This window comes from Pseudobutyrivibrio sp. YE44, from assembly GCF_900104335.1.
Lineage (GTDB): Bacteria > Bacillota > Clostridia > Lachnospirales > Lachnospiraceae > Pseudobutyrivibrio.
Window position 1 is genome coordinate 438,847 of sequence record NZ_FMXT01000001.1, and the last position, 25,412, is coordinate 464,258.

31 protein-coding genes are annotated in these 25,412 nt (G+C 36.7%); 30 read left to right on the forward strand and 1 reads right to left on the reverse strand.

Going from position 1 to position 25,412, the window contains the following annotated elements; all coding sequences use genetic code 11:
• Window positions 1–99: 99 nt before the first annotated feature.
• The 19 genes from BLR54_RS01960 (at window position 100) to BLR54_RS02050 (ending at window position 17,114) form a co-directional block, all read left to right on the forward strand.
• Window positions 100–978 (forward strand): YicC/YloC family endoribonuclease, encoded by an 879-nt coding sequence (locus tag BLR54_RS01960; protein ID WP_176761829.1) that lies wholly within the window; start codon window positions 100–102, stop codon window positions 976–978.
• Window positions 979–1,004: 26 nt separating this feature from the next.
• On the forward strand, window positions 1,005–1,640 hold the full coding sequence (gene gmk / locus BLR54_RS01965) for a guanylate kinase (RefSeq protein ID WP_090417269.1): 636 nt from the start codon (window positions 1,005–1,007) through the stop codon (window positions 1,638–1,640).
• Between the two features lie 2 nt (window positions 1,641–1,642).
• Window positions 1,643–1,885 carry a DNA-directed RNA polymerase subunit omega gene (rpoZ, locus tag BLR54_RS01970; protein WP_090416542.1) on the forward strand — a complete coding sequence of 81 codons (243 nt, stop codon included), beginning with the start codon at window positions 1,643–1,645 and terminating at the stop codon, window positions 1,883–1,885.
• Window positions 1,886–1,890: 5 nt separating this feature from the next.
• Window positions 1,891–3,219 carry a 30S ribosomal protein S12 methylthiotransferase RimO gene (gene rimO / locus BLR54_RS01975; RefSeq protein ID WP_090416543.1) on the forward strand — a complete coding sequence of 443 codons (1,329 nt, stop codon included), beginning with the start codon at window positions 1,891–1,893 and terminating at the stop codon, window positions 3,217–3,219.
• Between the two features lie 2 nt (window positions 3,220–3,221).
• A complete protein-coding gene (pgsA, locus tag BLR54_RS01980; protein ID WP_090417271.1) occupies window positions 3,222–3,764 on the forward strand; it encodes a CDP-diacylglycerol--glycerol-3-phosphate 3-phosphatidyltransferase in 543 nt (180 codons plus the stop codon).
• 14 nt (window positions 3,765–3,778) lie between these two features.
• Window positions 3,779–4,252, forward strand: a complete 474-nt coding sequence (locus BLR54_RS01985; RefSeq protein WP_090417273.1) for a CinA family protein — start codon at window positions 3,779–3,781, stop codon at window positions 4,250–4,252.
• A gap of 2 nt (window positions 4,253–4,254) precedes the next feature.
• Window positions 4,255–4,806: a 16S rRNA (guanine(966)-N(2))-methyltransferase RsmD gene (gene rsmD, locus BLR54_RS01990; protein WP_090416544.1), complete on the forward strand. Its 552-nt coding sequence runs from the start codon at window positions 4,255–4,257 to the stop codon at window positions 4,804–4,806.
• 7 nt (window positions 4,807–4,813) lie between these two features.
• Window positions 4,814–5,302, forward strand: coding sequence for a pantetheine-phosphate adenylyltransferase (gene coaD, locus BLR54_RS01995; protein ID WP_090416545.1), 489 nt, complete (start codon window positions 4,814–4,816; stop codon window positions 5,300–5,302).
• Between the two features lie 5 nt (window positions 5,303–5,307).
• Complete coding sequence (locus BLR54_RS02000; RefSeq protein WP_090416546.1) at window positions 5,308–6,018, forward strand: ATP synthase subunit B family protein; 711 nt, start codon at window positions 5,308–5,310, stop codon at window positions 6,016–6,018.
• Window positions 6,019–6,075: 57 nt separating this feature from the next.
• Window positions 6,076–8,034, forward strand: a complete 1,959-nt coding sequence (locus BLR54_RS02005; protein WP_090416547.1) for a YgiQ family radical SAM protein — start codon at window positions 6,076–6,078, stop codon at window positions 8,032–8,034.
• The gene (locus BLR54_RS02010) at window positions 8,003–8,938 is read left to right on the forward strand and encodes an RluA family pseudouridine synthase (RefSeq protein WP_090416548.1); all 936 of its coding nucleotides are present in this window, start codon (window positions 8,003–8,005) and stop codon (window positions 8,936–8,938) included. The genes BLR54_RS02005 and BLR54_RS02010 overlap by 32 nt, the downstream gene beginning before the upstream one ends.
• Window positions 8,925–9,461, forward strand: coding sequence for a Holliday junction resolvase RecU (locus BLR54_RS02015; protein WP_090416549.1), 537 nt, complete (start codon window positions 8,925–8,927; stop codon window positions 9,459–9,461). The genes BLR54_RS02010 and BLR54_RS02015 overlap by 14 nt, the downstream gene beginning before the upstream one ends.
• 138 nt (window positions 9,462–9,599) lie before the next feature.
• Window positions 9,600–10,586 (forward strand): ATP phosphoribosyltransferase regulatory subunit, encoded by a 987-nt coding sequence (gene hisZ, locus BLR54_RS02020; protein WP_090416550.1) that lies wholly within the window; start codon window positions 9,600–9,602, stop codon window positions 10,584–10,586.
• A gap of 1 nt (window position 10,587) precedes the next feature.
• Complete coding sequence (gene hisG / locus BLR54_RS02025; protein WP_090416551.1) at window positions 10,588–11,244, forward strand: ATP phosphoribosyltransferase; 657 nt, start codon at window positions 10,588–10,590, stop codon at window positions 11,242–11,244.
• Entirely contained in the window at window positions 11,231–12,526 is a 1,296-nt protein-coding gene (gene hisD, locus BLR54_RS02030; protein WP_090416552.1) for a histidinol dehydrogenase, read from the forward strand. The genes hisG and hisD overlap by 14 nt, the downstream gene beginning before the upstream one ends.
• Before the next feature lie 113 nt (window positions 12,527–12,639).
• On the forward strand, window positions 12,640–13,236 hold the full coding sequence (hisB, locus tag BLR54_RS02035; RefSeq protein WP_090416553.1) for an imidazoleglycerol-phosphate dehydratase HisB: 597 nt from the start codon (window positions 12,640–12,642) through the stop codon (window positions 13,234–13,236).
• Between the two features lie 19 nt (window positions 13,237–13,255).
• Window positions 13,256–14,536 carry a bifunctional phosphoribosyl-AMP cyclohydrolase/phosphoribosyl-ATP diphosphatase HisIE gene (gene hisIE / locus BLR54_RS02040; RefSeq protein WP_090416554.1) on the forward strand — a complete coding sequence of 427 codons (1,281 nt, stop codon included), beginning with the start codon at window positions 13,256–13,258 and terminating at the stop codon, window positions 14,534–14,536.
• A gap of 9 nt (window positions 14,537–14,545) precedes the next feature.
• Window positions 14,546–16,414 carry a TIGR03960 family B12-binding radical SAM protein gene (locus tag BLR54_RS02045; RefSeq protein WP_090416555.1) on the forward strand — a complete coding sequence of 623 codons (1,869 nt, stop codon included), beginning with the start codon at window positions 14,546–14,548 and terminating at the stop codon, window positions 16,412–16,414.
• Window positions 16,404–17,114, forward strand: coding sequence for a TIGR03936 family radical SAM-associated protein (locus tag BLR54_RS02050; protein WP_090416556.1), 711 nt, complete (start codon window positions 16,404–16,406; stop codon window positions 17,112–17,114). Before BLR54_RS02045 ends, BLR54_RS02050 begins: the two co-directional genes overlap by 11 nt.
• A 45-nt stretch (window positions 17,115–17,159) precedes the next feature.
• Here BLR54_RS02050 and BLR54_RS02055 read toward each other — a convergent pair whose 3' ends face one another.
• Window positions 17,160–18,596 (reverse strand): DUF6056 family protein, encoded by a 1,437-nt coding sequence (locus tag BLR54_RS02055; RefSeq protein ID WP_090416557.1) that lies wholly within the window; start codon window positions 18,594–18,596, stop codon window positions 17,160–17,162.
• 83 nt (window positions 18,597–18,679) lie between these two features.
• On the opposite strand from BLR54_RS02055, the gene BLR54_RS02060 reads away from it, so the two are divergent.
• The 11 genes from BLR54_RS02060 to rsfS all read left to right on the forward strand — a co-directional run bounded on the left by BLR54_RS02060 (window position 18,680) and on the right by rsfS (window position 25,406).
• Complete coding sequence (locus tag BLR54_RS02060) at window positions 18,680–19,564, forward strand: ribonuclease E/G (protein ID WP_090416558.1); 885 nt, start codon at window positions 18,680–18,682, stop codon at window positions 19,562–19,564.
• An 18-nt stretch (window positions 19,565–19,582) separates the two neighbouring features.
• Window positions 19,583–20,218: a thermonuclease family protein gene (locus BLR54_RS02065; RefSeq protein WP_090416559.1), complete on the forward strand. Its 636-nt coding sequence runs from the start codon at window positions 19,583–19,585 to the stop codon at window positions 20,216–20,218.
• A 45-nt stretch (window positions 20,219–20,263) separates the two neighbouring features.
• Window positions 20,264–20,728: a hypothetical protein gene (locus BLR54_RS02070; RefSeq protein ID WP_090416560.1), complete on the forward strand. Its 465-nt coding sequence runs from the start codon at window positions 20,264–20,266 to the stop codon at window positions 20,726–20,728.
• 20 nt (window positions 20,729–20,748) lie between these two features.
• Window positions 20,749–21,120 (forward strand): hypothetical protein, encoded by a 372-nt coding sequence (locus BLR54_RS02075; RefSeq protein ID WP_090416561.1) that lies wholly within the window; start codon window positions 20,749–20,751, stop codon window positions 21,118–21,120.
• A gap of 163 nt (window positions 21,121–21,283) precedes the next feature.
• Window positions 21,284–21,592: a 50S ribosomal protein L21 gene (rplU, locus tag BLR54_RS02080; protein WP_072918564.1), complete on the forward strand. Its 309-nt coding sequence runs from the start codon at window positions 21,284–21,286 to the stop codon at window positions 21,590–21,592.
• 2 nt (window positions 21,593–21,594) lie between these two features.
• Complete coding sequence (locus tag BLR54_RS02085) at window positions 21,595–21,921, forward strand: ribosomal-processing cysteine protease Prp (protein ID WP_090416562.1); 327 nt, start codon at window positions 21,595–21,597, stop codon at window positions 21,919–21,921.
• A gap of 3 nt (window positions 21,922–21,924) precedes the next feature.
• Entirely contained in the window at window positions 21,925–22,209 is a 285-nt protein-coding gene (rpmA, locus tag BLR54_RS02090) for a 50S ribosomal protein L27 (protein ID WP_015549701.1), read from the forward strand.
• A 59-nt stretch (window positions 22,210–22,268) separates the two neighbouring features.
• Window positions 22,269–23,555 carry a GTPase ObgE gene (gene obgE / locus BLR54_RS02095; RefSeq protein ID WP_090416563.1) on the forward strand — a complete coding sequence of 429 codons (1,287 nt, stop codon included), beginning with the start codon at window positions 22,269–22,271 and terminating at the stop codon, window positions 23,553–23,555.
• A gap of 9 nt (window positions 23,556–23,564) precedes the next feature.
• Window positions 23,565–23,852 (forward strand): ribosome assembly RNA-binding protein YhbY, encoded by a 288-nt coding sequence (gene yhbY / locus BLR54_RS02100; protein WP_090416564.1) that lies wholly within the window; start codon window positions 23,565–23,567, stop codon window positions 23,850–23,852.
• A gap of 9 nt (window positions 23,853–23,861) precedes the next feature.
• A complete protein-coding gene (nadD, locus tag BLR54_RS02105) occupies window positions 23,862–25,055 on the forward strand; it encodes a nicotinate-nucleotide adenylyltransferase (RefSeq protein WP_090416565.1) in 1,194 nt (397 codons plus the stop codon).
• Between the two features lie 3 nt (window positions 25,056–25,058).
• Window positions 25,059–25,406 carry a ribosome silencing factor gene (gene rsfS, locus BLR54_RS02110; RefSeq protein WP_090416566.1) on the forward strand — a complete coding sequence of 116 codons (348 nt, stop codon included), beginning with the start codon at window positions 25,059–25,061 and terminating at the stop codon, window positions 25,404–25,406.
• The last annotated feature ends 6 nt before the right edge of the window (window positions 25,407–25,412 follow it).

Consider the following 25,412-nt stretch of genomic DNA (forward strand, 5'->3'; position numbering starts at 1 on the left):
TCAATCTGTAATTGACTATTATTGTATCTTTAATTATAATTAAAAACAACTATGTAAATGTGGGTAACTTTGCGAAATACATAGTCGAAGGAGACTAACATGGTACGAAGCATGACAGGTTACGGCAAGGGAATTGCCGAAAATGAAGACGCTCGCGTCACTATCGAGATGAAGTCTGTAAATCACAGATATCTCGATTTAAATATTAAACTTCCTAAGAAGCTCAACTTCTTAGAGAGCACAGTTCGTAACAAAATCAGCGAAAGCATTTTCAGGGGAAAAGTTGATGTTTATATTACTCTAAACGAGCATTCAGATGCCTGCTATCAGGTATCTATTAATGATGCTATTGCCTTGAAATATTATGAGTCAATATCTGCAATGGCTGAAAAGCTTGGTGTAGACAATGACCTTAAGGCCAGCAGCATTTCACGTCTTCCAGATGTAATCGAATTAGAGGAAATGGAAGCAGACGAGGATTCACTTAAGTCCCTTGTTTTAGAAGCCCTTGATAGCTGCATTAAGCAGTTCATTGATTCTAGAATTGCAGAGGGAAATCGTCTTGAAAAGGATTTAATCTCTAAGATGGACGAGATGCTTCAGCTTGTTGATAAGCTTGAGGCTAGAAGCCCACAGATTATTGAGGAATATCGCTCAAGACTTTTAGATAAGGTTCATGAGCTTCTTGAGGATAATCGCATTGATGAAAATCGAATCGCGCAGGAAGTTGTTCTTTATGCGGACAAGATTTGCATTGATGAAGAGATGGTTCGATTAAAGAGTCACGTAGCTGAGACACGTTCAGTGTTTGACCTTGATAAAGAAGTTGGAAGAAAGCTAGATTTCCTTGCTCAAGAGCTTAACAGAGAGGCCAATACAATTCTTTCAAAATCAACAGATGTTGAGATAGCCGATATTGGTATCACTCTTAAGACATTAATCGAAAAGGTTAGAGAACAAATCCAGAATATAGAATAATTCCCTTAAGGAGGAATCGGAGTATGATGCATGATAAAGGGCTTGTAATAGTTCTTTCTGGTTTTTCAGGAGCTGGCAAGGGCACTATTATGAAGCATTTGCTTGAAGCACATCCAAATGATTATAATCTTTCAATATCTGCCACCACCAGAGATATGAGAGCTGGTGAAAAGGATGGTAGAGAATATTTCTTCAAGACTCATGAAGAGTTTGAACAAATGATAGCAAACAATGAGCTTTTAGAGTATGCCACTTTCAATGGTAATTCTTACGGAACACCAAAGGCATATGTAGAGCAGCTCATTGAACGCAAGAAGGATGTTATCCTTGAAATTGAAATTCAGGGAGCCCTTCAGGTTAAGGAAATGTATCCAGACGCATTGTTATTATTTACAATGCCACCATCTGCCAAGGAATTAGAAAATCGTCTTGTAGGCAGAGGTACAGAAACCCCAGAGGTTATTTCTCAGCGTCTTGCAATTTCTTGTAAGGAATCTGAGTATATGGACAAGTATGATTACCTGATAGTAAATGATTCTCTAGAGAGAGCTGTAGATCAGGTTCATAATATAATTCAGGCTGAGCATTTCAAGGTTACTAGAAATACAACAGCCATCAGTGAAATGAAAAGTCAATTAAAGATGTTTGAAAGGAGTAATTAATTATGATACATCCATCTTATGTAGAACTTATGGAAAAGGTAAACGAAAACGTAGAGGTTGGTGAGGAGCCAGTAGTTAACTCACGTTATACTATCGTAGCTGCAACAGCTAAGCGTGCACGTCAGATTATCGATGGTGCAGATCCACTTATCAGATACAACAAAAATGACAAGCCATTATCTATCGCAGTTAATGAGCTTAACGATGGTGCTATTAAAATCTTAAACGAGGAAGTAAACAACTAATTTATATGAAAGTTTTATTTGTTTCTTTAGGATGCGATAAAAACCTGGTAGATTCCGAGCATATGCTTGGTGATTTGATGGAGCAGGGCTTTACAATTTGCGATGATGAAGCTGAGGCAGATATTATCGTTGTAAACACATGCTCTTTCATAGCTGATGCCATGGAGGAAAGCATCCAAAGCATCATTGACCTTGGTCAGTACAAGGAAAAGGGCAATCTTAAAGGTCTTATTGTTACAGGTTGCCTTGCTCAAAGATTTACTGACGAAATACTTGCAGATCTTCCTGAGGTTGATGCCATCATCGGTACCAACTCTTATGATGAGCTGATAAATGCCATTAATAAGGTGCTTGAAAAGCATGATGGAAAACCAATCTATAAAAAGCCTCTTACAGGTCTTCCAAAGGATGGTAAAAGAGTGCTTACCACTGGTGGTCATTATGCATATCTTAAAATTGCAGAAGGCTGTAACAAGCGTTGCACCTATTGCATAATTCCGTACCTTAGAGGTGACTATCGCTCAGTTCCAATGGAGCAGCTTTTAGCAGAAGCTAAGCAGCTTGTTGCTGACGGCGTAAAGGAACTTATACTTGTAGCTCAGGAAACTACAGTTTATGGCACTGATATCTATGGTAAAAAAGCCTTGCCAGAGCTTTTAAATAAGCTTTGTGAAATTGATGATTTAAAATGGATTAGAATTTTATATGCTTATCCAGAAGAAATCACAGACGAGCTAATTGAGTGTATGGCATCTCAACCAAAGATATGTCATTATATTGATATGCCAATTCAGCATTGTAATGATGATATTCTCAAGAAAATGGGTCGAAAGACTAACAAGCAGGATATCATGAATATTGCTGATAGACTTAGAAAAGCAATGCCTGATATTTCTCTTCGTACCACACTTATTTGTGGTTTCCCTGGAGAGACAGAAGAAATTCATCAGGAGCTTCTTCAGTTTATTAAAGACATGAGGTTTGATAGACTTGGAGCCTTTACATATTCTCAGGAGGATGGCACAGTTGCAGCCACTTGGGATAATCAGGTTGAGGAAGAATTAAAGCAAAAGTGGCAGGAAGAAGTTATGCTCTGCCAGAAAGATATTTCTTTATCAAATAATGAAAACTATGTTGGAAGAACTATTCCTGTATTTATTGAAGGAAAGCTTCCAGAGGATGGTGTGTTTATTGGTCGTACATACAGAGATACACCTTCTGTAGATGGTTTTATTTTTGTTAATAGTGACACCGAACTTGTTAGCGGCCAGTTTGTTGAGGTGACTGTTACAAGTTTTGATGAATATGATTTGATAGGAGATGTAGCGTTATGAATATGAATTTACCAAACAAATTGACACTATTAAGAGTATTTATGATTCCATTCTTTGTGTTCTTCTTGCTTATCAAGCCAGAGGTTACAGCACTTAGAATCATCGCTGACCTTATCTTTATCGCAGCATCACTTACAGATTTGGCCGACGGAAAAATCGCTAGAAAGTACAATCTAGTTACAAACTTTGGAAAGTTTATGGATCCACTTGCAGATAAGCTTTTAGTTTGTTCTGCAATGATTTGTCTTATTTCTACAAAGCAGCTTTTTGCATGGTATGTAATTATCGTTATTGCAAGAGAGTTCATTATTTCAGGTTTCAGACTTATTGCTGCTGAAAACGGACTTGTTATCGCTGCCAATATTTTTGGAAAGATTAAGACAACAACACAGATGATTATGATTGTTATTCTTGTAGCAAACCTTCAGTTTGGATGGCTTCAGGTTCTTGGAGAAATCTTTAAGTGGGTTGCATTTGTAATGACAATTCTTTCACTTGTAATTTATATTTATCAGAATGTTGATGTTCTTAAGGAGCAGAAATAATGATAATAGCCAATATGTCTGAGGTAATTAACAGACTGATTGATGGCGACTATACAGTTGCTACGGCAGAGTCTTGTACTGGCGGCATGATTGCTAGCACAATTGTGGATGTTCCAGGGGCTTCAGACTGTTTTAATGAGGGATATATTACATATTCCAACGAAGCAAAAATGAAAAACTTAGGTGTTAAGGACTCTACGCTTATGGCTCATGGGGCTGTAAGTGTGGAGACTGCCACTGAAATGGCCAAAGGTGTTCGAGCAAAAGCAAAATCTGATTTTGGCCTTTCTTCTACAGGCATTGCTGGTCCTGGTGGTGGTTCACCTAAAAAGCCAGTAGGTCTTGTATATATTGCATGTGCCTACGGAGACAATAAATGCGTGGTAAAAGAGCTTCACCTTAAAGGAAATCGTACAACGGTGAGAGAAAATGCCACAAAAGAAGCACTTCTTTTGTTAGAAAAGTGTATTTATAAAGTAGAGGAATAGTATTGAGAATTATTTCTGGAAGTAGACGTGGTTTGGTTCTAGAGACACCAGAAGGTTTAGATACAAGACCAACGTCAGATAGAATTAAAGAAACCCTTTTTAATATGATTGCATTTGATATTCCAGACAGTTATTTCTTGGATTTATTTGCTGGAAGTGGTCAAATGGGTATCGAAGCACTGAGCAGAGGTGCAGCTGAAGCAGTGTTTGTTGAAAAGGATAAAAATGCACTGGGATGTATAAATAAAAATCTTGCAAAGGCAAAGTTTAATGATACTGCAAAAGTATTTTCTGAGGATTGCTTATCAGCCCTAAATAAGCTTAGTAGTCATGCGGAATTCGATTTTATATTTATGGATCCACCATACAATAAGCTTATTGAAAAAGATGTCTTAAGCTATATTAAAGACAAAAAATATGTAGGTGAAGATACAGTTATTATCGTTGAGGCTAGTTTGGAAACCTCCTTTGATTATGTTCCTGAAATGGGATACGAAATCATCAAAGAAAAGACTTACAAAACAAATAAACATATATTTATAAAGAAGGCGTAAATGTAATATGAAAAGAGCAATCTATCCAGGAAGTTTTGACCCAATCACTTTTGGGCATTTGGATATTATAACAAGAGCAAGCAAATTATGCGACGAATTGATTGTCGGTGTATTAAACAATCGTCAAAAAAATCCGTTGTTTTCCATAGACGAACGTGTTAGTATGATAAGTGAATTGACTGAAAATTTAGGCAATATTAAAGTTGAATCGTTTGAAGGCCTTTTAGTTGATTTTGCTAAAGAAAAAGATGCACAAGTAATAATTCGTGGTCTTAGAGCTGTTACTGATTTTGAAAATGAAATTCAATTAGCGCAGTCTAATAAGGTTCAGTATCCAGAATTAGAAACACTTTTTATGACTACATCTTTACAGTATTCTTATTTAAGTTCTACAGTTGCAAAGGAATTTGCATCATATGGAGGAGATATCAGCCTTTTTGTTCCAGAGCAGATTATACCTCTTATAGAAGCCAAATATAAAAACAAGGAGAAGTAAATGTTATGGCAAACCAAAGTAAAATCGAAGATATAATTGATGATATTGAAGCATATATTGATGATTGTAAGCCATCAGCTTTTTCAGCAAGCAAGATAATTGTTAATAAGGATGAATTAGAATCATTATTACAGGAGCTTCGCACAAAGACTCCAGACGAAATTAGAAAATATCAGCGTATGCTGGCAAATAGAGAGCAGATTTTAGCAGATGCACGTGCAAAGGCTGATGATATTATTAGCCAGGCTCAGGTGCAGACCAACGAGCTTGTATCAGAGCATCAGATCATGCAACAGGCATATGCTCAGGCAAACGAGGTTATCCTTATTGCTCAGAAGAATGCTCAGGAAAAAATCGATAGAGCTACTGAAGATGCCAACAATATTCGCATGGGTGCTATCGCATATACGGATGAGCTTCTTGCAAACATTCAGACTATACTTTCAAATTCAATTGAAACAACTCGAAGCAGAGATGATGCTTTCCTTGGTACTATGCAGGCATATTTAGATACTGTTAATGCCAATAGAGCATCCCTTGTTCCTGATTCACTTAACGATGGAAACGAGGATCCAGCTTCAAGCTTGGATGCAACTGGAAATGGTGCTATTAGCGAAAGTGAGCAGGCTCCAATCGAAGCCCCAGAAGCAACTCAGGGCGGTGACGACGAGGTTCCATCACTTGATATTCCAGATACATTTTTTAACAAAGAGTAATTAGATTTTTAAAGGCATCCATTAGATTGGATGCCTTATATATTTTAAGAGGCGTTTATGCAACAATTTTTACCAGTTTCAAAAAAGGATATGAAGGAGCGTGGAATAGGCCAATTGGATTTTGTTTATGTATGCGGTGATGCATATGTAGATCATCCATCTTTTGGTGCGGCAATAATTTGTCGTATCCTAGAATTACATGGCTATTCCGTGGGAATAATCCCACAGCCAGATTGGAAAGATGACAATTCTATAAATATCCTTGGCGAACCAAGACTTGGTTTTTTTGTATCTGCTGGAAATATGGATTCAATGGTTAACCACTATAGTGTTTCAAAGCACCATAGAGAATACGACAATTATTCACCAGGAGGTAAGCCAAATCTTCGTCCTGATTATGCAACAATTGTATATTGCAATCTTATAAGACATACCTACAAGACAAAACCAATTATTATTGGCGGAATTGAAGCATCACTTCGAAGACTTGCTCATTATGATTATTGGTCAAATAAGGTTAGACGTTCTATCCTTTTGGATTCAGGTGCAGATATTATTTCCTATGGAATGGGAGAGCGCTCTGTTGTAGAAATTGCTGATTGTCTTGCATCAGGAATGGATGTAAAGGATATTACTTATATTGATGGCACTGTTTTCAAGACTAGAGACAAGGCTTTTACTGAGGATGGCATAATACTTCCTTCCTTTGAGGAAATTAAAGCAGATAAAAAAATTTATGCTAAGAGCTTTTATACTCAATACGAAAATACGGATGCATTTACAGCAAAGAAACTAGTAGAGACTTACGATGGAGCAATGTTTGTTGTACAAAATCCTCCTCAAAAGCCTTTAACAAGACAGGAAATGGATGATGTATATGCCATTGAGTATATGCGTGCCTATCATCCTATGTACGAAAAGGATGGAGGTATTCCTGCTATCAAAGAAGTTAAGTTCTCTTTGATTAGCAATAGAGGTTGTTTTGGTGGCTGCAATTTCTGCGCCTTGACCTTCCATCAGGGACGTATTATTCAGTCGAGAAGCCAGGAATCAATTATTGACGAAGCTAAGCTTATAACTCAAGATCCAGAATTTAAAGGATATATACATGATGTTGGTGGACCTACTGCAAACTTCAGAAATCCATCCTGCAAAAAGCAGCTTGAGAAAGGTGTTTGTACCAATAGACAGTGTTTGTTCCCAACCAAGTGTCCTAATTTACAGGTAGATCATAAGGATTATGTACAGCTTTTAACAAAGCTTCGCAAGCTTCCAAAGGTAAAAAAAGTATTTGTTCGTTCTGGTGTACGTTTCGATTATGTTATGTATGACAAGGATGACACCTTCCTGAAGGATCTTTGCAAATATCATATTAGTGGGCAGCTTAAGGTTGCTCCTGAGCATATTTCAAATAATGTACTTTCATACCTTGGAAAGCCTGATATTTCCGTTTACAATGCTTTCTGTGATAAATATGCAAAGATTAATAAACAGCTTGGTTTAAAGCAGTATTTGGTGCCTTATTTAATGAGTTCTCATCCTGGTTCCACCTTGGATGATGCAATTGCATTGGCAGAATATTTACGTGATCATCATTTATCTCCAGAGCAGGTACAGGATTTTTATCCTACGCCAAGCACTATTTCTACAACAATGTACTATACAGAAATTGATCCTAGAGATATGAAGCCTGTGTATGTATGTAAGAATCCTCATGAAAAGGCTATGCAAAGAGCTTTGATTCAATACAAACGTCCAGAAAATTATGACCTTGTAAAGGAAGCTCTTGTGAAGGCTGGTAGAGAAGATTTAATAGGATTTGGAGAAAATTGTCTTATTCCTCCTAGAAAGATTAAGGGTAAGGATTTTTCTAAAAAACCTGGTGATAAAAAGCCAGTTAATAAAACTGGAAGTAATCAATCTAAAAAATCTAATGGTAAAAATGTAAGACCTACAGAAAATAAGAAAAATAAAAAGACCGCAAATGAAAGAACTAAGAATAGACGACGCAAATAGCAATCAGCGATTTGATAAATATTTAAAACGTGTACTTTCAGAAGCAAGCACATCCTTTATATATAAAATGCTTCGAAAGAAAAATATCACATTAAATGACAAAAAAGCTGATGGCTCAGAAAAACTAAATACAGGTGATATTGTTAAGATTTGGTTTTCTGATGAGACCTTTGAAAAGATGTCAGGACAGGGAAGTGTAGATCCTTTGTTTCAGACTATTTCAAGTTTTCAAGGTGACATTGATATTATTCATGAAGATGATGATATGATTATTATCAATAAGCCATCCGGTATAAAGTCTCAAAAGGATACAGCTTCAGATATTTCCATCAATGAAATGGCCATTGCATATATGATTAAATCTGGACAGCTTACTGAAGAAAGCTTTAAGCACTTTCATCCAAGTATCTGCAATAGACTTGATAGAAATACTTCTGGAATTGTTTTGTTCGCAAAGAATTTAAAAACAGCCCAGAGGTTAGGCCAGGCACTAAAAGAGCGTAGCTGTAAGAAGTTATATCATGCAATTGTATTAGGTGAAATTGATAAGCCTGAAATGATAGATGGTTTTCTTTATAAGGATGAGAAAACCAATAAAGTTACAATTCTTGATAAAGAAACTGATGATGCTAAACCAATCAAGACAGCTTATCGTCCAATTAAAAAGCTAGGCAATGACCTAACACTATTGGAGATTCATCTTATTACTGGTCGAACTCATCAGATTAGAGCTCACCTGGCATCTATAAATCACCCAATCCTTGGTGATATGAAATACGGAAATGCGAATATTAACAAAAGGCTTAATGCTAAATCTCAGTTGCTTCACGCTTATTCAATAGAGTTTGACGACGGCGGCTGCTACGAAGCAAAGGAGCCGAAGGAGTTTAATGTCTACCTTTAAATCCAGGGGCCTGCGTGGTTCTACCTTCGAAGAATTTATAAACAAAACTAATGATGTATATTCAGAAAATGGGCTAGCTCTCATCCAAAAGATTCCTACGCCCATTACTCCTATAGAGATGGATAGCAAGAAGGGTCATATTACTCTGGCTTATTTTGATCAAAAATCTACTGTAGACTACGTTGGTGCAGTACAGGGGATACCTGTGTGCTTCGATGCAAAGGAATGTAATAAAGACACATTTCCTTTGGCTAATATTCATCAGCATCAGATTGATTTTATGGGCAAGTGGGAAGCTCAGGATGGGCTTGCATTTATTCTGATTTTCTTTAGCGAGAGAGATGTATATTATTATCTTCCATATGTTCAGTTAAAAAGCTTTTGGGATCGTATGACTGAAGGTGGAAGAAAGTCATTTCGCATAGACGAATTAGAGGAAGACTATTTCTTTAAAACGAAACCAAATCTTTTGGTTCCATATTTGGATATGATTAATATAGATTTACAAAGCCGCCAAGTCTAAATTTGACTTTGTGGCTTTATTCAGTTATAATCACTTTATTACATTAGCAGACTAAAGTGAATAACATGAATGTAAACATTTATTAGAAGATTCAAATTACCAAGAAACAACCTCTTTGACATGGACAGGAGATTTCTTATGAAAAATTTAACTTTACACACACCAGAAGGTGTAAGAGACATTTATAACAGTGAATATGAGAAGCGATTAGATGCATTATATAATCTTAGAAAATGCTTTAAAGATTATGGGTATGCACCTATTTCAACTCCAACCTTTGAGTATTTTGATACTTTTTCAAGGGAAGTAGGTTCTTGCAAATCAAATGAGATGTTTAAGTTTTTTGACAGAGATGGTAATACTTTAGTTCTTAGGCCAGACATTACGCCATCAATTGCCAGAGCTGCGGCTATGTATTTTTCTGATGTAGATGGGGCTGTAAAGCTTTCCTATGAAGGAAATGTATTTATTAATTACCATAGTCTCCAAGGCCGACTTAAGGAAAGCACACAGGCTGGATGTGAGTTTATTGGGGATAGCTCTGTTGATGCAGATGCTGAAATTCTTACCATAGTTGTGAATGCTTTGAAGAAACTTGGCCTTAAGGAATTTGAAATTGGCGTAGGCCATGTGGACGTTGTAAGAGGCCTAATTGATGCTGCAGATCTTAGTGATGAAAAGGAAGAACAGCTTATATCATTAATATCAAATAAAAACTTCTTTGGAGCAAAGGAGCTTTTGGAAGCAGAAGGTGTTAGCAAAGGACTTGTAGAGTTATTTGAGCTTACTGGAAAGATTCTAAATTCTCCTTCAGAGTGGAAGCAGTATCTTGAAAAAGCAAAGAAATATAAAAAGGTATACGATGCCTTAGAATATCTTACTAAGCTATATGAACTTTTGAATAAGAATAAGGTTATGGATTATATTTCCTTCGAACTAGGCATGATTTCTGAATATAAGTATTATACGGGAATCATCTTTACAGGTTATTCCTATGGAGTAGGGGAACCTCTTGTAAAGGGTGGTAGATATGATTCTTTACTTAGTCTATTTGGAAAGGATTCACCAGCTATAGGCTTTGCAATTACCGTTGACCAGTTGATGTTAGCATTGGAGAGACAATAGTATGAGCGATAGATATTTAACTTTTGCCTTAGGAAAAGGGCGATTAGCAAAACAAACTCTTGCTTTATTTGAAAGCATTGGTATTACCTGTGAGGAAATGAAAGATCCTGACACTAGAAAGCTTATTTTTACTAACGAAGAATTAAAGCTTAGATTCTTCCTCGCCAAGGGGCCAGACGTGCCTACATATGTGGAATACGGCGCAGCTGATATTGGTGTTGTAGGTGAAGATACAATTCTAGAAGAGAATCGAAATATTTACGAGGTTCTTGATTTGGGCTTTGGAAAATGCAGAATGTGCGTATGTGGTCCTGCAGAGGCCGCTGAGCTTCTTAAGCATCATGAGCTTATTAGAGTTGCCAGCAAGTATCCTAGAATTGCAAAGGACTATTTCTATAATAAAAAGAACCAGACTGTGGAGATTATAAAGCTTAATGGTTCAATAGAGTTAGCACCGATTGTTGGCTTATCAGAAGTGATTGTGGACATTGTAGAGACTGGTTCCACACTTAGAGAAAACGGTCTTGTAGTTCTTGAGGAGGTTTGTCCATTATCCGCTAGAATGGTTGTAAACCAGGTTTCCATGAAAATGGAATATGATAGAATAACTGACCTTATTGAAAGGTTGAAGGGAGCATTAGAAAATGAAAAAGCTTAACCTTACAGAAGAGACAATAGATGGAATTTTAGAGACTCTTTTAAAGAGAAGTCCTAATCAATATTCTGAATACGAAGCTACCGTTACTAATATCGTAAATACGGTAAGAGAAAAAGGTGACGAAGCAGTATTCGCATATACGAAGCAGTTTGATGGAGCAGATATTAATGCAAGTAATATTGTAGTCACTGAAGAAGAAATCAAAGAGGCTTATAGCCTTGTTCCTGATGAATTAGTGGAAGTTATCAGAAAAGCACTTGTTAATATTGAAAGCTATCATGCTAAACAGAAGCAAAACAGCTGGTTTACCTCTGAAGAAGGTATAATCCTTGGGCAAAAGGTTTCTCCTCTTGCAAAGGTAGGTGTTTATGTGCCTGGCGGAAAAGCTGTTTATCCATCATCTGTGTTAATGAATGTTATGCCGGCAAAGGTGGCAGGAGTTGGATGTATTTACATGACCACTCCATGTGACAAAAATGGAAAGGTTAATCCTAGTACATTAGTTGCTGCAAATGAAGCAGGTGTGGATGTGATTTACAAGTGTGGTGGTGCTCAGGCTATAGCTGCACTTGCCTTTGGAACAAAGTCTATTGCAAAGGTTGATAAGATTGTAGGTCCTGGAAATATATTTGTTGCCTTGGCAAAAAAGGCAGTGTTTGGATATGTTTCTATTGATTCCATTGCAGGTCCATCAGAAATTTTAGTGCTTGCAGATGATACAGCAAATCCTACATATGTTGCGGCAGATTTATTATCTCAGGCAGAGCATGACGAGCTTGCTTCTGCAATCCTTGTTACCACATCTTCAAAGCTTGCTGATGAGGTTGAAAAGGAAATTGAGAGATTTGTTAAGATTCTATCTAGAAAGGATATTATCCAAAAGTCCTTAGATAATTTTGGATACTTGTTGGTTGCCTCAGATATGAAGCAGGCTATTGATTGTGTTAATGCTATTGCTTCAGAGCATCTTGAAATAGTAACAGCAAATCCTTTTGAGACAATGACTTATGTAAAAAATGCTGGAGCAATGTTCTTAGGACAGTATTCTTCAGAACCACTTGGGGATTATTTTGCAGGTCCTAATCACGTGCTTCCTACAAATGGTACTGCTAGATTTTTCTCACCTCTTTCGGTGGATGATTTTATTAAAAAATCCAGCATTATTTCTTACTCAAGAGAAGCCCTTCAGGCGGTATATCCAGATGTTGTGAAGTTTGCAAACAACGAAGGTCTTACGGCTCATGCAAACTCCATTAAAGTGCGTTTCGAGGATGTTAAATAGTGCAGAATTTTTAAGAGATTTATTGGTTAATTGCACCTTTAATATTTCTTTAAAAAAATTGAAATATTGAGTATAATAATCATTGTGGTAAATAAAACGGAAGGCTGACAATTATGACTGAAGAACGTAGAGCCAAGGTTGCTAGAAAAACTAAAGAAACAGATATTACCATAGATTTTTCCATTGATGGAAAAGGAGAGTGTGAGGTATCTTCTGGTATAGGATTTTTTGATCACATGCTTGATGCTTTTACTCGTCATGGTTTATTTAATCTTTCAGCATCAATAAAGGGTGACCTTCAGGTGGATTGTCATCACACTATAGAAGATACAGGTATCGTACTTGGAAATGCCATAAAAAAAGCCTGTGGTTCAAAGGCGGGCATCAAACGATATGGCAGCTGCATTCTTCCAATGGATGAGACATTAGTTATGGTAGCTGTTGATTTATGCAATCGTCCATATCTTTCCTTTGATGCTGATTTTCCAACAGAAAAAATCGGCTACATGGACACAGAAATGGTAAAGGAATTTTTCTATGCTATTTCATATTCAGCAGGCATGAATCTTCACATTAAAGTGATTACTCCTGGTAATTCTCACCACATGTGCGAGGCCATGTTCAAGGCTTTTGCAAAGGCTTTAGATGAAGCCACAATAATTGATCCTCGTTTACAAGATATGACTATGTCTACAAAGGGATCAATCTAATTAAAGGAGCACACGAGGTATGGAACACAAGAATATTGTTGCCACTATCTATCTTAAGGATGGTATGGCAGTTAAAAATCCTACAGAATTAGATGTAAAACAAGACGTATTAGAGCTAGCATCAGTTTATGATGATAGTGGAATTGATAAAATCATTTGTTATGATCTTTCAACAGATGATGAAGAGCATGAGAAGAATATTTTAGCTATCAGAGAGATTAACCGAAACGTTCAAGTTAAGACTGCTGGTGGTGGAAATATCAAAAGACTTGAGGATGTTAAAAAGCTTCTTTATGCTGGTTGCGTAGAGGTTATCCTCAATGGTTCAAAGCCAGAGACAATTGATTTGATTAAAGAGGCAAGTGCAAGATTTGGAGCTGAAAAAATGCTTGTCAGTCTTGCAACTGTAGACTTCCTTTTCAAGACAAAGGATTTCCTCCAGGATAATATTCACGAGCTTCTTATCATGAACAAAAACCTATTAGAGGGCTTGGAGAATATTTCACCTATTCCATATATTCTTCAGATAGATGAATACGATTTTGATTATGTTTTAGGTATTCTAAAATCAGATCAGATTCGTGGTATTTCTGGCCAGTTTATTAACGACACCAACTTCAATATCATGCAGATGAAAAGTGATCTTTCTGATGCCGGTGTTAAGATGGACAATTTTGAGCCAAAGCTTTCATGGTCTGATTTAAAGCCTGATAGTCAGGGACTTGTTCCTACTGTAGTTCAGGATTTCCAGACAGGGGAAGTTCTTATGGTTGCCTACATGAATGAAGAATCATTCAATACAACAATCCGTACAGGAAAGATGACTTATTATTCTCGTTCTAGACAATCACTTTGGGTAAAAGGCGAAACAAGTGGTCACTTCCAGTTTGTTAAGTCATTGACTGCGGACTGTGATTTTGATACTATTTTGGCGAAAGTTTCTCAGGTTGGAGTTGCTTGTCACACTGGTGCACCAAGCTGTTTCCACAACGAGATAGTAAAAAAGGAGTATATTGAGCGTAATCCACTTAAGGTTTTCGAGGATGTTTATGCAGTTATTTCTGACAGAAAACAGCATCCTAAGGAAGGTTCCTATACAAATTATTTATTTGATAAGGGCTTAGATAAGATTCTTAAAAAAGTGGGTGAAGAAGCAACGGAGATTGTTATTGCTGCAAAGAATCCTGATTCCGAAGAGACTAAATATGAGATTTCAGATTTCCTGTATCATATGATGGTTCTTATGGTAGAAAAGGGTGTAACTTGGGAAGATATCACCTCTGAGCTTGCTCAAAGATAAGTTTATTATATGAAAAAACTTGCATTACCTGACGATATTTTGATGCAGATTGATAAGCCTGCACGTTATATCGGCAACGAATTTAATAGTGTTAAAAAGAATCCTGCTGAAGTAGACATTAGATTTGCTATGTGCTTCCCTGATGTCTACGAGGTAGGTATGTCTCATCTTGGAATAGCAATCCTTTACGATATGCTAAACAAGCGTGAAGACACATATTGTGAAAGGGTATATTCGCCATGGCCAGATTTACATAATCTGATGAAAGAGCGGAATATACCTCTTTTTGCGTTGGAATCTCAGGATGCCATTAAAGATTTTGATTTTATTGGTATGACTCTTCAGTACGAGATGTGCTATACCAACATCCTTCAGATTCTTGATTTGGCTGGAGTTGCGTTAGAGTCTAAAGACCGTGAGAACAATGATCCTATTGTTATAGTTGGCGGACCTTGCGCTACAAATCCAGAGCCTATTGCTGATTTTGTTGATTTAGTATACGTGGGAGAAGGGGAGACAAGCTATCCTCGTCTTCTTGATTTATACAAAGAACATAAGGCTAAGGGCTTTGATAGACAGTCCTTCCTTCGCGCTGCAGCGAAGATTCCTGGTATTTATGTTCCAGCTTTCTATCAGGTTACATATAAGGAATCTGACGGTACTATCGAAAGCTTTAAGCCTATCTATGATGATGTGCCAGCTATTATTGACCGTCAGGTTGTAAAGGATATGGATTCATCTAGCTATCCTACAAAGATGCTTATTCCTTTTGTACGTGCTATTCAGGATAGAGTTGTCCTTGAAATTCAGCGTGGTTGTATCAGAGGCTGTCGTTTCTGCCAGGCTGGTATGATTTATAGACCAAATCGTGAGAAGTCTGTTGATGTTCTTAAGGAACAGGCTAGAGAGCTTCTTGCATCTACTGGTCACGAGGAGATTTCTCTTAGCTCGCTTTCGTCATCGGATTATCATGCTCTTGGTGAGCTTATGGATTTCCTTATTGACGATTGTTTATCTGAAGGCGTTAATGTGTCATTACCGTCTTTACGAATTGATGCATTTTCTCTTGATGTTATGTCGAAGGTACAGGATGTTAGAAAATCAAGCATCACTTTTGCACCTGAGGCTGGTTCCCAGAGAATGCGTAATGTAATTAACAAGGGTCTTACTGTAGAAGATATTATTGGTGGAGCCACACTTGCCTTTAAGGGTGGTTGGAATAAGGTTAAGTTTTACTTTATGCTTGGTCTTCCTACAGAGACAGACGAAGATATGAAGGCTATTCCACAGCTTGCCAATGAGGTTGCTGCTGCCTACTATGATACAGTTCCAAAGGAACAGAGACAGGGACGTTGCCAGATTACAATTTCTACATCCTTCTTTGTGCCAAAGCCATTTACACCATTCCAGTGGGCTCCTATGTACGAAGCAGGAGAGTATCTCCGTCGAGCAAAGGTTGTTAATGACGAGATGAAGGCTCAGCTTAATCAAAAGTCACTTAAATACAATTGGCATCATTCTGATGTTACTGTTCTTGAAGGTGTGTTTGCTCGAGGTGACCGTAGACTTTGTCCAGCAATTCTTGATGCTTACAAGAGCGGTTGCTTCTTTGATGCCTGGGGCGAATACTTTGACTTTGATAAGTGGCTTGCTGCTTTTGAAAAGAATAATATTTCTATCGATTATTATGCATACCGTCAACGTGACTTAGATGAGATTCTCCCATGGGATTTCATTAACTGTCACGTAACAAAGGATTTCCTTAAGAGAGAATGGAATAATGCCATGAACGCAAAGGTTACTCCTAACTGTAAAATGAACTGTAATGGATGCGGTGCTGGAATTATTGGATCGGGGGTATGTCATAATGCGCGTTAGAATTAGATTTGAGAAAACGGGAATCATGCGTTATGTAGGTCATTTAGATTTAATGCGTTTTTTCCAAAAGGCTGTTAAACGCTCTGAACTTCCTATTAGATATTCTGAAGGCTTTAATCCTCATCAGATTATGTCCTTTGCCGCACCACTTGGTGTTGGACTTACATCAGTTGGAGAGTATATGGACATCGATTTAAAGGAAGAGGTTGATGCTTCTAAGGCTCTTAAAGCTTTAAATGACAATATGGTTGAGGGGCTTGAGATTACAAGCTTTAAGTATCTCCCAGATGATGCGGAAAAATGTATGTCTGCTGTTACTACAGCAAGCTATATTGTTACCTATAAGGATTCTAAGGATGATGCTTGCTATATTGACAACATCATCGAATTAAAAGAAAAGTTTTTCGATGAAGCAGCCTCTATTAACATTGTAAAGAAGACAAAAAAAGGCGAGCGTGAGCTTGATTTAAAGCCACTTATTTATAATTTTAATCTTATTATGAAGGAAGGAGTTCCTGAGTACCACCTGCTTCTTTCTAGTGGTAGTACTGACAACATAAAGCCAGAACTTGTAATTAAGGCTTTCCACGAGTTTTTAGGCCTTCCAGAGTTTGATGAGCTTTCACTTGATATTAAGCGACTTGATATGTTCACAGGAGAGCCAGATTCGTTGGTTTCACTTGGTGATATAAGTAAGTAATAAAAAAGAGAAGATTATTCAATGTAAATAATCTTCTCTTATTTTTTATTCTTTTAAGTGAACTTTTTCTATGCCATAATAATCGGCAATACTTTGGTTTACCCAATTATCTGGATCATCACTTAGTTCAAACTTCGGAAGAATATCCGATGAATGTTCAATATCTGAAACGTAGCATTCGCCCTCGCTGGACTTTACCTGTTCTATTATTTCTGTATATTCTTCATAATACGTCTTTGCGTTACCAGATGAGATTTCCTTATAGGTTTGGAAGGAATTCAAATTCTGATATCCATTAATAAAAATACCAGTAATAAGGACTATCGCACCTAATGATATTAGTATTAGCTTAGATTTTATTATTGCTTCATTTATTTGCGGGAATTTTGACTTAATCAATAATAATATACAGGCAAGCACACAAATGAAAATGAAGTAATAACTGTAGTAATAAAGGTTTATCTGTCTTTTGTCGCCAGGTGATGACATGGCGTAAAGTGGTGGTGTGATTTGTGCAGCATATAAACCGCATAAAACTACAATCCAAATAAGCATTCTAATCATTGATATATTCTTTAAGTTTTTTATTAGCATTGCAAGTATAGGAATCAGTATTATGTAGAGTCCTATTTGTGGCAGATTTGTCCATTCAAGAACAAATTTTATAGCTTGTTTAATAGAAGTAAAAATAGCTCTAAAAGCAGACATGGAAGTAGTAGAGGAAGCTCTTACTGCGTTGCCAGGTGCTATCATACTAATAACTAATCCTATAAAAGCGAAAATAGTCATTTTGATAATAACTTTATTTGTAGTTTTTTCTTTGGTAACATATAAATCAAAGATTATAAGTAGCAAAACTAATAGGTTCACAAAAGCAGTTGAGTAGTTTCCACCTGATATTATAAAGGTGAAAAGGTATAAAAGAATTCGTTGCTTTTTAGAATAATCTTTATCTGAATACAGGACTTTTATAATCAGAGAAAGCTCAAATATCATTAGTGCATAGAATAATCCATAATAAGTAGCACCATTGAACCAATAGAACGCCTGATGTATATATGGTGTGTATTGGAAGGTAATTATCAATGTTACTATTGCGATGGCAATGCCGTATAAAGAGCTACATTTAAATATATATTTTGATACAGTGCTTCCGAAAACTATATAAGCGATACTAATGGAACCAATAATAACAAATGGGGTAATCCAATATGCTGGTATAGGCCAGGCTCCAGGTTGTAGCGCAAATACGAATTCAGCGGAATAGGTTCCCTGCCATGCAAACCATTGATAAAGCGGTGTAATAAGCGGATTTATAATTAATGCAACTATTGAATTCACATTTGGAATCAATATTCTAACAGTTGCAGCACTAGAATAATCATCCCACAAAGGTTTGATATATATACATAGGCTTAAAATAGGAATAATAGAAAGAATAAATAGTCCTATCAAAATATTTCGAATAGTTTTTTCACTCATTTCAAAGTATCTCCTTTAATGGTATTTTGGCTATAATAAATATATCAGTTATCTAATTTTTATGTGTTAAGGGTTTGTTAAATATGATAAATAAAGTTGTAATAACAAAAGGAATATACGCCGAGACAGAACTTAATTTACTTGTGTCTTTTGATGAACAGGATAAAGTCACAGATGTAATTAATCTTGTTAATACTAAAATTGGAACGGTATGCGAAGCTTGTGTTGAAAAAGTATTAACAGACATAGATGCATGCATTCTTAAGCTATCTACAGGCGATAAAGGTTTTATCGAAAATAAGAAGCTTAAACCAGAAAAATTCTTAGAAAGACATTCTGAAAAAAAGCTAGTATGTCAGGGGGATAGATTTTGGGTTCAAATCAACCAGGATAAGAAAAGTAGCAAGCCATATTCATGTAAGTTCTTATCTGAAGTCCCGACAAATATCAATTATAATTTTATTGATTATTACATTGAGCATTTTGTAGAACAGGATTATGAGATTGTATCTGATTTGCCTGAAGTTATATCTAAGGATTTAAATGTTCGTGCATATACTGATGACACTTATTCTTTATGGCAACTTTATGATTTAACAAAGTTAATTGATAACCTTACTTCAAAAATCTCTTATATAAAAAATGGTGGTAATATCATAATTGAGCAAACAGAAGCTTTAACGGTTATAGATGTTAATTCCGGGAAAAATAGCGGCAAGAGTACTGCCATGGAAACCAATATCCAAGCTTTAGAAGAATTGGCAAGACAAATAAGATTGCGTTCTATTTCTGGAATTATAATTGTAGATTTATTAAAGGTTTCAAAAGATGAGGAAAAACATTTGATGGAATTGTTTGTGGCTCTTTCAAAACAGGATTACGCTACTGTTGATGTCCACGGCATTACAAATCTTGGATTACTCGAAATCACCCGTAGTAGAATGTTTGCACCTCTTAAAATAAACTAGTAGAAGGAAGAATACGAAATGAAGACTCAAAATAAGTGGCAGAGAATAGGAATAATTTTAATTGCAATATTAATTGGTGTTGGTGTTCCAGAATTTATTACCAATCAGAACACAGAAGATTTAGAGGTTGAAAATACAGAAGTAATTGAAGCTGATACAAGCATTGATAATGTGGGGAGTGAAAACAACTTGGATGCAGTTAAGTTTATTAGGTGCGTTGATGGAGATACCATAATTGTCGAAGATAAATCCGGGGAACAAAAACGTGTCCGCATGATTGGTATTGATACTCCTGAATCTGTTGCCAAGGAAGAAGAACGAAATAATGAATATGGCAGAATGGCTTCTGACTATACTAAGGAACTTCTTTCTAATGTAGATACCTTATACCTTGAATATGACGTAGATAATGACGATCAATATGACAGAATTCTAGCTTATGTATGGCTTAAGGATGTAAGCGATACCTTTAATGAGGAGAACATAAAAAATTCAATGGTTAATGCTATAATAGTAGCCGAGGGTTATGGAATTGCAAAGCGTTATGAGCCTACAGTTGCCCATGACGATGTTCTTCAAGGTCTTACACTAGAGGCTAAGAACAATTCAAAGGGCTTATGGCAATACGAAGGCTTTAGAGATTTGTGGAAATAATTGGGGAAGGTTATTTTCCGCTGGTTTTAATCTGGGGGTCACGTTATGGGGTCATTAGAAGATAAAAAAAGCTTTATGAAAGAGTTTATTGAAAGGAAGCCTAATCGTTGTAGTAAATGTAAAGGCCGCTTAAAATATATTGGTGGTGGCCATTATAAATGCTATGATTGCGACAACGAAGAATTAGACGATTTCGGTAAAATCAAAGATTATATTGATGAACATGGCGCAAGTCCTGCGGTAGTTATTAGTGATCAGACAGGTGTTCCAGTGGATTTGATCAATGGAATGTTGCACGAAGGTCGTTTGGAAATCCCAGAAGGTAGCTCTATTTATATTGAGTGTGAAAGCTGCGGCTGCAGTATTAGATATGGGCGATTTTGTCCTGATTGCATTAGAGCTAGGACCAATAATCTTAACGGAATATTCTTTAATCCTGATGTTGGAGAAAAGCCAAAAAACTTCGAGCGTAAGCAAGAGGGGAAAATGCACTTTATGAATCGATGGTAGTTCATTGGAGGGTGCTATTTATGGAAATGAATGAAATCATTAAGCTTGTTCAAGATAAAGCTATCGAGATTGCTGAGGAAGAAATTGTAAAATACAATAAAGATTTTCCTGACATTAATCTTACGGATGAAGCAAAGAATGCTGTAAAGGAGAGAGCAACCTCTCAGTTAACCTTACAGTTGAGCAAATTTCATTTTAATAGAGAAAGTGAAGATTTAGACCAGCAATTCAATGAATGGTTTGTAACCAACGAAGAAGAGGATCTTAGAGGTTCCTGCAGACATTGTCTTGCTGATGAAGCTAAAAAAATCCGTTCTTCTAACGAAAAGAATCTAAGTTCATTAGATGTCTATTTAAAGAAGCATTTAGGCAAATATCATGAAGTTGAATAGAAAATTTTTAAATTTTCAAAGTTTTCTGTTCAATTCTCGTTGACGTATACAAATTCCTGTGTTAATATACTTGAGTATGCCGCTCAGTGTGGTTTTATGAAGTGTGTTTCATTCCGAAACACCACCGAAACTGGCGAGTAATGATAAAAAGGAGGAACAAACCATGTACGCAATTATTGCAACAGGTGGTAAGCAGTACAAAGTCTCTGAAGGCGATATCATTACCATTGAAAAGCTCGGCGTTGAGGCTGGTGAGAAGGTTACTTTTGATCAGGTTCTTGCTGTTAGCGACAAGGAACTCAAGGTTGGTGCACCTACAGTAGCAGGCGCAACAGTTGAGGCTTCTGTTGTTAAAGAAGGCAGAGGTAAGAAGGTAATCGTTTACAAGTACAAGAGAAAAACAGGTTACCATAAGAAGAATGGCCACAGACAGTCATTCACACAGGTTAAGATCGAAAAGATTAACGGCTAATTATGATTAGCGTAGCAATTACCAAACGTAATAATCAGTATTACAGTATCTTGTTTGATGGACATGCAGGTTATGATGACGCAGGTTATGATATCGTATGTTCAGCAGTATCAGTTCTAGTTCTTAATACTATTAACAGTATTGAAAAATTTACTGATGATGCAATGACTACTGAGTTTGTTGAGGAAGATGGTCATATATTTACCACTTTTCCTGAATCACTTTCAGAAAAGTCACAAGTATTATTAGATGCTATGTTATTAGGTTTGGAGGAAATCCAAAAACAATACGGCGATGAATATATATCATTGCTTTACAAGGAGGTGTAAGACATGTTACAGATGAACCTTCAGTTCTTCGCTCATAAAAAGGGTGTAGGCTCTACAAAGAACGGTAGAGATTCAGAGTCTAAGAGATTAGGCGCTAAGAGAGCAGACGGTCAGTTCGTTAAGGCTGGCAACATTCTTTACAGACAGCGTGGTACAAAGATTCTTCCAGGCAACAATGTAGGTCTCGGTGGAGATGATACACTTTTTGCTTTAGTTGATGGTGTACTTCGTTTCGAAAGAAAAGGTAGAGACAAGAAGCAGGCTTCTGTCTATCCAGTAGAACAGTAATTATTTGACCCGACTCACATTACGTAAGTCGGGTCGTTTATTTATTCAAGGAGATTACTATGTCATTTGCTGATAGAGCAAAAATTATTATAAAATCAGGAAAAGGTGGCGATGGCCATGTTAGCTTCCGTCGTGAAAAATACGTGCCAAATGGTGGTCCAAATGGTGGAGACGGTGGTGATGGCGGAGATGTCATCTTTGAAGTAGATCCAGGTCTTAATACACTTACAGACTATAGACATCGTAGAAAGTTTGCAGCTGGGGCTGGTCAAGAAGGTGGAAAAGACAATTGCCATGGAAAGAATGGAGAGGACTTAATTCTTAAGGTTCCAGAAGGAACTGTAATTAAGGACGCCGAAAGTGGCAAGGTTATTGCTGATATGAGTGGTGATAACAAACGTCAGGTAGTTCTTCCAGGTGGCAAGGGAGGCTTAGGTAATCAGCATTTTGCTACATCTACCATGCAGGCACCAAAGTATGCTAAGCCAGGTGTAGATGCAATTGAGCTTGAAGTTATTCTTGAGCTTAAGGTTATTGCTGATGTAGGCCTTGTTGGTTATCCAAACGTTGGTAAATCAACATTCCTCTCTAGAGTTACAAACGCTCAACCTAAAATTGGAAATTATCATTTTACAACACTTTCGCCAAACCTTGGTGTTGTAGATGTTGATGATATAAATGGATTCGTTATAGCTGATATTCCAGGTCTTATTGAGGGTGCTTCAGAGGGAATCGGACTTGGTCATGAGTTCCTTCGCCATATTGAACGTACAAAGGTTATTATTCATATGGTTGATGGTGCTTCAGTTGAGGGACGTGACCCTGTGGAAGATATCAAAACTATTTCTGCAGAGCTTGAAGCCTATGACCCTGAACTTCTTAAAAAGCCTCAGGTTATCGCTGCAAACAAAATGGATGTTATCGGTGATGAGTCTAACGATGTTATCAAGGCTTTAAAGGCTGAATTTGAGCCAAAGGGCATTAATGTATACCCAATTTCTGCGGTTAGCGGAAAGGGCCTTAAGGAGCTTTTATACGAAGTTGTTAGACTTCTTGGCACTTGCGATGATGCTCCAATCGTTTATGAGCAGGAATTTGACCCTACTATCAGAGCATTTAGTGAGGAGCCATACACAGTTGAAATTAACGATGAGGGTGACTTTGTAGTAGAAGGTCCTCGTATCGAAAAAATGCTTGGATACACAAATCTTGAATCTGAGAAGGGCTTCTTATTCTTCCAGAATTTCCTTAGAGAACAGGGTATTCTCAAGGAACTTGAAGCAAAAGGCATTCAAGAGGGCGACACCGTTAGAATGTACGGTTTAGTATTCGATTATTATAAATAGGAGGCAAAAATGACTAACAAGCAAAGAGCTTATTTATCATCTCTTGCAGCTGATCTTAGCCCAATTTTGCAAATTGGAAAAGCCAGCCTTACACCTGAGTATACAAACGCAGTTGATGAGGCTTTAGAAGCAAGAGAGCTTATTAAAATAAATGTTTTAAAGAATTGTTTTGATGATCCTAAGGAAATCGCTCAGGTTCTTTCAGAGCGTACACATTCTGAGGTAGTCAGAGTTATCGGCAGAAAAATTATACTTTACAGACCAGCGAAGAAGCCTACAATTAAGCTTCCTCAGTAAGGAGATATCATGAGAATTGGTATATATGGAGGCACCTTTAATCCAATTCATAATACACACCTTGAGATTGCTAAGGCTGCAAAGAGTCAGTATGCCCTTGATAAGGTATTCTTTCTTATAGCAGGAACTCCTCCTCATAAGAACACCGCTGAAGCAGTTGCTGATTCTTGTAGACTTGAAATGCTTTCCTTGGCAATTTCAAGTGAAAAAGATTTCTATATTGATGATAGAGAGATATATAGAGCAGGAAAAAGCTATTCTTATATTACTATTAAAGAGTTAAAGGAAGAGCATCCTAATGATGAAATCTTTTTTATCATGGGCAGTGATAGCCTCTTAAACTTTAATACATGGGTTAATCCGGATATTATCTCAAAGTATTCTTCTATACTTGTAGCACCAAGGTTAGGAGATGAGATAGAAGAGATAACAAGTGTTATTGAGGAATGTAAAAGCTTATATGAAGGCGATTTTCTTCTTATAAACTATGTTGCAAATGGAATTGCTTCATCTACTGTTAGAGCAGGCTTTTATAAGGATTTATCAGTTAGAGAAGCTTTAGGTTCACAGGTAATTGATTATATAATTGAACATAATCTATATAACCAATATAACTACACCTATCAGGATGTAATAAATTTATCTGAAGAGATGAAAAAAGAGCTTAAACCTGGTCGATACAACCATACCTTGGGAGTGGCTAGTACAGCTTATGATTTAGCTATAAACTGGAATTATCCTGCTTATACAGCAATGGTTGCAGGCATGCTTCACGATTGTGCTAAATGTATTTCAGATGAAAAAAGACTAGAGGAATGCGCAAAAAACAATATTCCTGTTACTGAAATTGAAAAGGAATATCCACATTTGCTGCATGGTAAGGTTGGGGCCTTATATTGTAAAGAGAAATATCAGGTTTTTGATGAGCAAATTGCACATGCAATAGCTGTACATACCACAGGATGCCCTAATATGAATCTATTAGATAAAATCATTTATGTGGCAGATTATATCGAACCTGGTCGAAACAAGCAGCCTAGACTTGATATTATAAGGTATATGGCCTATACAGACTTAGACAAATGCGTCTATATGATTCTAGAGGATTCAGTAGCTTACTTAAGTGAAAATCCTGATATGGTTGATCCAACCACAATAGATACCTACAATTATTATGTTAACTATATGAAAGAAAAGAGGTAAAAGATGGAAGCAAGAGAAATGGCAAAGATTGTTTGCAAGGCACTTGAAGATAAAAAGGCCATTGATGTTAAAGCAATTGATATTTCAAATATTAGCGTTATGGCAGATTATTTCATCGTTGCTTCTGCATCAAATATAAATCAGCTTAATGCAATGCAGGATGAAGTTGATAGAGTTCTTTTTGAGCAGGGAATTCACGCAAAGTCAATCGAAGGAAATCGCCAAAGTACTTGGGTGCTTATGGATTATGAGGATGTTATTGTACATCTTTTTGATGAAGAAGATAGACTTTTCTATGATCTTGAAAGAATCTGGCAGGACGGAATTCTTATTGATGCAAAGGATCTTTAAAAATGA

Coding starts and splice junctions, on each gene's coding strand:
- BLR54_RS01960 (WP_176761829.1), top strand. CDS start 100: ATGGTACGAAGCATGACAGGTTACGGCAAGGGAATTGCCGAAAATGAA.
- gmk (WP_090417269.1), top strand. CDS start 1,005: ATGCATGATAAAGGGCTTGTAATAGTTCTTTCTGGTTTTTCAGGAGCT.
- rpoZ (WP_090416542.1), top strand. CDS start 1,643: ATGATACATCCATCTTATGTAGAACTTATGGAAAAGGTAAACGAAAAC.
- rimO (WP_090416543.1), top strand. CDS start 1,891: ATGAAAGTTTTATTTGTTTCTTTAGGATGCGATAAAAACCTGGTAGAT.
- pgsA (WP_090417271.1), top strand. CDS start 3,222: ATGAATTTACCAAACAAATTGACACTATTAAGAGTATTTATGATTCCA.
- BLR54_RS01985 (WP_090417273.1), top strand. CDS start 3,779: ATGTCTGAGGTAATTAACAGACTGATTGATGGCGACTATACAGTTGCT.
- coaD (WP_090416545.1), top strand. CDS start 4,814: ATGAAAAGAGCAATCTATCCAGGAAGTTTTGACCCAATCACTTTTGGG.
- BLR54_RS02000 (WP_090416546.1), top strand. CDS start 5,308: ATGGCAAACCAAAGTAAAATCGAAGATATAATTGATGATATTGAAGCA.
- BLR54_RS02005 (WP_090416547.1), top strand. CDS start 6,076: ATGCAACAATTTTTACCAGTTTCAAAAAAGGATATGAAGGAGCGTGGA.
- BLR54_RS02010 (WP_090416548.1), top strand. CDS start 8,003: ATGAAAGAACTAAGAATAGACGACGCAAATAGCAATCAGCGATTTGAT.
- BLR54_RS02015 (WP_090416549.1), top strand. CDS start 8,925: ATGTCTACCTTTAAATCCAGGGGCCTGCGTGGTTCTACCTTCGAAGAA.
- hisZ (WP_090416550.1), top strand. CDS start 9,600: ATGAAAAATTTAACTTTACACACACCAGAAGGTGTAAGAGACATTTAT.
- hisG (WP_090416551.1), top strand. CDS start 10,588: ATGAGCGATAGATATTTAACTTTTGCCTTAGGAAAAGGGCGATTAGCA.
- hisD (WP_090416552.1), top strand. CDS start 11,231: ATGAAAAAGCTTAACCTTACAGAAGAGACAATAGATGGAATTTTAGAG.
- hisB (WP_090416553.1), top strand. CDS start 12,640: ATGACTGAAGAACGTAGAGCCAAGGTTGCTAGAAAAACTAAAGAAACA.
- hisIE (WP_090416554.1), top strand. CDS start 13,256: ATGGAACACAAGAATATTGTTGCCACTATCTATCTTAAGGATGGTATG.
- BLR54_RS02045 (WP_090416555.1), top strand. CDS start 14,546: ATGAAAAAACTTGCATTACCTGACGATATTTTGATGCAGATTGATAAG.
- BLR54_RS02050 (WP_090416556.1), top strand. CDS start 16,404: ATGCGCGTTAGAATTAGATTTGAGAAAACGGGAATCATGCGTTATGTA.
- BLR54_RS02055 (WP_090416557.1), bottom strand. CDS start 18,596: ATGAGTGAAAAAACTATTCGAAATATTTTGATAGGACTATTTATTCTT.
- BLR54_RS02060 (WP_090416558.1), top strand. CDS start 18,680: ATGATAAATAAAGTTGTAATAACAAAAGGAATATACGCCGAGACAGAA.
- BLR54_RS02065 (WP_090416559.1), top strand. CDS start 19,583: ATGAAGACTCAAAATAAGTGGCAGAGAATAGGAATAATTTTAATTGCA.
- BLR54_RS02070 (WP_090416560.1), top strand. CDS start 20,264: ATGGGGTCATTAGAAGATAAAAAAAGCTTTATGAAAGAGTTTATTGAA.
- BLR54_RS02075 (WP_090416561.1), top strand. CDS start 20,749: ATGGAAATGAATGAAATCATTAAGCTTGTTCAAGATAAAGCTATCGAG.
- rplU (WP_072918564.1), top strand. CDS start 21,284: ATGTACGCAATTATTGCAACAGGTGGTAAGCAGTACAAAGTCTCTGAA.
- BLR54_RS02085 (WP_090416562.1), top strand. CDS start 21,595: ATGATTAGCGTAGCAATTACCAAACGTAATAATCAGTATTACAGTATC.
- rpmA (WP_015549701.1), top strand. CDS start 21,925: ATGTTACAGATGAACCTTCAGTTCTTCGCTCATAAAAAGGGTGTAGGC.
- obgE (WP_090416563.1), top strand. CDS start 22,269: ATGTCATTTGCTGATAGAGCAAAAATTATTATAAAATCAGGAAAAGGT.
- yhbY (WP_090416564.1), top strand. CDS start 23,565: ATGACTAACAAGCAAAGAGCTTATTTATCATCTCTTGCAGCTGATCTT.
- nadD (WP_090416565.1), top strand. CDS start 23,862: ATGAGAATTGGTATATATGGAGGCACCTTTAATCCAATTCATAATACA.
- rsfS (WP_090416566.1), top strand. CDS start 25,059: ATGGAAGCAAGAGAAATGGCAAAGATTGTTTGCAAGGCACTTGAAGAT.